The organism is Mesorhizobium sp. (assembly GCF_024509055.1).
Taxonomy (GTDB): domain Bacteria; phylum Pseudomonadota; class Alphaproteobacteria; order Rhizobiales; family Rhizobiaceae; genus Mesorhizobium.
The window spans coordinates 1-4493 of the sequence record NZ_JANINM010000115.1; the positions used below are offsets into that span (position 1 = coordinate 1).

Consider the following 4493-nt stretch of genomic DNA (forward strand, 5'->3'; position numbering starts at 1 on the left):
CCGGCCGTGAAGGCCAACCGCGCCGGCGGGTAGCCCGGTTCTTCGATCGCGACATTGTCCTCCCTGTCGACAAGGGTGCGAATGGCAAGATCGATCGCCTGCTGCGAACCCGAGGTGATGAAGACGCGGTCCGGATCGCAGCGCACGCCGCGCGCCGCCGCGAGATAAGTCACCACCTCGGCGCGCAGTCTCTCCTCCCCCTGCGGGTCGCGATAGTGATCCGAGAGCGCATCGAGATGACGATGGCCTATGCGCTTGAGGACAGCACGCGTCCTGTCGTCAGGCGCAGCCCGGCCGGTGGCGAAGGGAACCTGCGGCGGCGGATCCAGCAAAGCGTTGCCGATGACGGAGCGCGCAGCAAACGAGACATCGCTTTTTGCCGTGCCGCGCGCGGGAAGGGTGCGGCGTGCGCGTTCCGACTGCCCCGGGACATCGGCTGATACAAAGGTGCCAGAGCCGTGATGGCCAACGACGTAGCTCTCGCTCAACAGGGTTTCATAGGCTTCCACCACGACACCGCGCGACACGCCCCAAAGCCGGGCCGCCGCCCGCGTCGACGGCAAGCGGGCACCCGCGGGCATCCTGCCGGCGACGATGGCGGCGCGCAGGGCGAAATAGAGCTGCCGGCCGATCGAGGCCTGCGACGCTCGGTCGATGGCGATGTCGACCAGATGCGTGGCGCCTTCATGCCGGCGCGAAGTCTGTTCGACCACGGTGCCCCTCTCAAGTGGTCCTCGAAATCAGCGTCAAGAGGACCTGTAAATTGATCGAAATTTGCAAGATCACTGTACCACATTGTTCGTAGAGATGCAGGCCATTTGCCAGGAAGGTGCCGCCACAATGCGCACGTCGCATGCCTATTTGCTCTTTGTCGCCACGTTGCTCACCTCGATGGGTTACGGCGCCACGTTCCTTCTCACCGAGCATTTTCGAGCGCTCGGTGGCAGTGAGATCGAAACCGGCACGACGCTTGGCGGCGCCATGCTGGGCACGCTTGTCGGCGTTCCCCTTGTCGGCTGGTTTGCCTGGCGCCTTGGCGCCGGCCGCATGGCAGGGTTTGGCGCGGGGCTTGTGGCCTGCGGATATCTCGGCTTGGCTTCGTTGTCGGCGCTGACGCCGCTGATCGGCGTCGCCGGCTTTTTCATCGGCCTCGGCTGGGGCATTTTCTTCCTGGCCGCACCGATGGCGCTTTCGATGCGCGTGAGTGATCAGGATCGCGGTTTCTGGTTTACCCGCTATGGTGCGTTCCAGATGGGTGGGATCGGCCTGAGCCCGATCGCGGCAACCGCGCTCATCAACGATCTAGGGCTTACGACCGGACAGGCCTTCGGGGCCGTCGCCCTGGTCTGCCTGCTCGCCGCTTTGCTCCTGGTCGTGTTTGAAACGATCGCCGTTCGGCCGCTCGCGGCGGCGATCAAGGCAGCCGGCAATGATTGGGTGCGGGCGCTGCCGACGTTGCTGCGCACGCGTGCAATGTATCCCATCCTGATGGTCGGACTTGGCGCCTGTGTGTTCAGCGGGCTGCTGACGTTCCAGACATCGCTGGTCCGCGGCACCGGGCTTGAGGCGAGCACATTCTTCGCCGTCTACGCGATTACCGTTGTCGCGTCCCGCTTCCTGCTTGCCCCGCTGATCGGTCGCGCCAAGGGCGACCACGTCGCGGTAATCCTGCTGGCGGTGATGATTGCCGGCGTCGTTGCGGCGTTCGGTCTTGCCCATGGCGTTGTGATCCAGATCGCCAGCGCAGTCCTGCTGGGCCTGGGCTACGGTCTCGTGTATTCCGTCATCCAGACGCAAGCCGTGAACGACGCTCCAGCCGAACACCGCAATGCCGCGCTGACCTGGTTCGTCGTCGCCTATTTCCTGGGTATCTTCGGTTTCCCGGTGCTCGGCGGATGGCTGATCGTCCATGTCGGAACGGCCGGATTCCTGATCGCTGTCCTTCTGTTCGCACTCGCCGAGACAGGACTGGCGTTGTTGCGTGGGCAGCGTCTTGCCGGCGAGCGCCTTCAGGCGACATGACTCAGATCATTTCGCCGTTTCTCGGAGACGGAAAACTGCTCACACTCTTGCTGAAGTTGCTTAGCCTGCGGCCTGGCTGTTGACCTCCCAGCCGTCGACCCAGACCTGCCGCAGCCGGTCGCCCTCGCCCTTGAACCATTGGCCAGCCGGCTGGCAATCCTCGATGCGGTCGCTGCGGAAGTTGCGGATAGCCTGGCGAAGCTCGCACCAGGCGACGATGTTGGCGGTCTCGGCATAGTAGATGAGCGCTACCGGGCGGATGACGCGCCGCGTATCGCGGCCTGCTTCGTCGCGATAGGAAAGCTCAAGCTTTTCCTCGTCACGGATGGCGCGTCGGACCAGCGCCAGATCGACCGCCGAGGCCGAAGGCGCGGCAAAACCCCAGGCATGGAGCGCGTTGGCGTCGAGCGCCTGCCGAAGGGGCGACGGCACCGCGCCGGCGATCTTGGCTCCAACGCGTTTTGCGGCCTGCTTGAGCTCGTCGTCGCCAGTGCGTTCGAGCAATGCCAGCGACAGCACGATCGCCTCCATCTCCTCGATCGAAAACATCAGCGGCGGCAGGTCGAAGCCGGGGCGCAGGATGTAGCCGATGCCGCGCCCGCCCTCGATCGGCACGCGCATCGCCTGCAACGCGGCGATGTCGCGATAGACCGAGCGCACCGTCACCTCGAGCCGTTCGGCGATCGTCGCCGCCGTCACCGGATTCCTGGCCAGCCGCAGGATCTGGATGATCTCGAACAGGCGAGACGCCTTGCGCATTTTCCTCGCTCAACCGCAACGCAACTGACACATCATCGTCAGTTGCGGTGACCTATAGGGCGGCCTAGTCCGCTGAAAAGCAACAGATTCCTCTACGCCTTGGCTGGCGACGCGACAGGCAACTGACATGAGCTACACCGAAAACCTCTGGCTGTTCTTCGTGCTGTTGTTCGGCATCATCGCCGTTCCGGGCATGGACATGCTGTTCGTACTCGCAAACGCGCTGACCGGCGGCAGCAACAGGGGACTGGCCGCGACGGCGGGCATCATGCTGGGCGGCGCCGTGCATACGCTGAACGGCGCGGTCGGGGTCGGCCTGCTCATGCATTTCGTGCCGATACTGTTCACGCCGCTGCTTATCGCCGGAGCCGCCTACATGGCCTATATCGGCATCACGCTGACGCGCAGTTCCATCACGGTCGGCGAGGACGGGCCAACCGGCAGCCGCTCCACCTGGAAGGCGTTTCGGCAAGGACTGGTGACATGCCTGATCAACCCGAAGGCCTACCTGTTCATCCTCGCGGTCTATCCGCAGTTCCTGAAGCCGGCTTACGGCCCGATCTGGATGCAGGCGACCGTGATGGGATTGCTGACGGTCGCCACGCAGGCGGCAATCTATGGCGGGCTAGCCATCACCGCCGGCCGCAGCCGGAGGCTGCTGGTCGACAATCCGAGCGTGACCGTTCTTGCCGGACGCATCGCGGGGCTGCTTTTGTTTGCCGTTTCGATCTTCACCGCGTGGGAGGGGTTGAGGGCGGCGTAACCGCCGCCCCCGTTCGCTCAGGCCGCACCTTGGCGGGCGGCGAGCATTTCGCGCCTCACCGACCGGCGCCATTCGACGGCGCCGGCCAGGCCGTGCAGTACCGTCTCGGTGGTCGCCCAGTCGATGCAGCCGTCGGTGATGCTCTGGCCGTAGACCAGCGGCTTGCCGGGCACGACATCCTGACGACCGGCGATGAGATTGCTCTCGATCATGACGCCGATGATGCGCTCGTCGCCCGCCGCGACCTGCGCCGCCACGTCCTGCGCAACTTTCGGCTGGTTCTCTGGCTTCTTGCCGCTGTTGGCGTGGCTGACGTCGATCATCAGCCGCGGCGCGACGCCGATGCGGTTGAGTTCGGCGGCGGCCGCATCGACGCTTGCCGCGTCGTAGTTGGGCGCGATGCCACCACGCAGGATGACATGGCAGTCCTCGTTGCCGCTGGTCGCCGCGATGGCGCTTCGCCCACCCTTGGTCACCGCCATGAAATGATGCGGCTGGGCGGCCGATTTCACTGCTTCGCCGGCGATCCTCAGATTGCCGTCGGTGCCGTTCTTGAAGCCGACCGGGCAGGAAAGGCCCGACGCCAGCTCGCGATGGATCTGGCTCTCGGTCGTGCGCGCGCCGATGGCGCCCCAGGCGACGAGGTCGGCGATGTATTGCGGTATCGTCATGTCGAGGAACTCCGTCGCCGCCGGCAGGCCGAGATTGTTGACGGCCGACAGCACGTTGCGCGCCATGCGCAGCCCCTTCTCGATGTTGAAGCTGCCGTCGAGGTCCGGATCGTTGATGAGGCCCTTCCAGCCGACCGTGGTGCGCGGCTTCTCAAAATAGACGCGCATGACGATCTCGAGCCGGTCGGCCAGGGCCTCGCGCAGCGCCGCCAGACGGCTGGCGTAGTCCACGGCGGCGACCGGATCGTGGATGGAACAAGGGCCGACGATGACTACCA

At 65.1% G+C, this 4493-nt stretch carries 5 protein-coding genes; 2 read left to right on the top strand and 3 right to left on the bottom strand.

Annotated elements, in window-relative coordinates; genetic code table 11:
* On the bottom strand, positions 1-713 hold a 713-nt coding region (locus Q0L57_RS06365; RefSeq protein WP_296739678.1), incomplete at its 3' end, for an aminotransferase class I/II-fold pyridoxal phosphate-dependent enzyme.
* 127 nt (positions 714-840) lie between these two features.
* On the opposite strand from Q0L57_RS06365, the gene Q0L57_RS06370 reads away from it, so the two are divergent.
* The gene (locus Q0L57_RS06370; protein WP_296739679.1) at positions 841-2022 is read left to right on the top strand and encodes an MFS transporter; all 1182 of its coding nucleotides are present in this window, start codon (positions 841-843) and stop codon (positions 2020-2022) included.
* Between the two features lie 60 nt (positions 2023-2082).
* Here the strand turns inward: Q0L57_RS06370 and Q0L57_RS06375 are convergent, their stop codons facing one another.
* The gene (locus Q0L57_RS06375) at positions 2083-2781 is read right to left on the bottom strand and encodes a YafY family protein (protein WP_296739681.1); all 699 of its coding nucleotides are present in this window, start codon (positions 2779-2781) and stop codon (positions 2083-2085) included.
* Between the two features lie 127 nt (positions 2782-2908).
* Here Q0L57_RS06375 and Q0L57_RS06380 point away from each other — a divergent pair, with 127 nt between their 5' ends.
* Positions 2909-3544, top strand: coding sequence for a LysE family translocator (locus Q0L57_RS06380; RefSeq protein WP_296739683.1), 636 nt, complete (start codon positions 2909-2911; stop codon positions 3542-3544).
* A gap of 17 nt (positions 3545-3561) precedes the next feature.
* Here the strand turns inward: Q0L57_RS06380 and Q0L57_RS06385 are convergent.
* Positions 3562-4493 (bottom strand): 3-deoxy-7-phosphoheptulonate synthase (locus Q0L57_RS06385; RefSeq protein WP_296739685.1); only part of this gene is annotated, 932 nt, incomplete at its 5' end.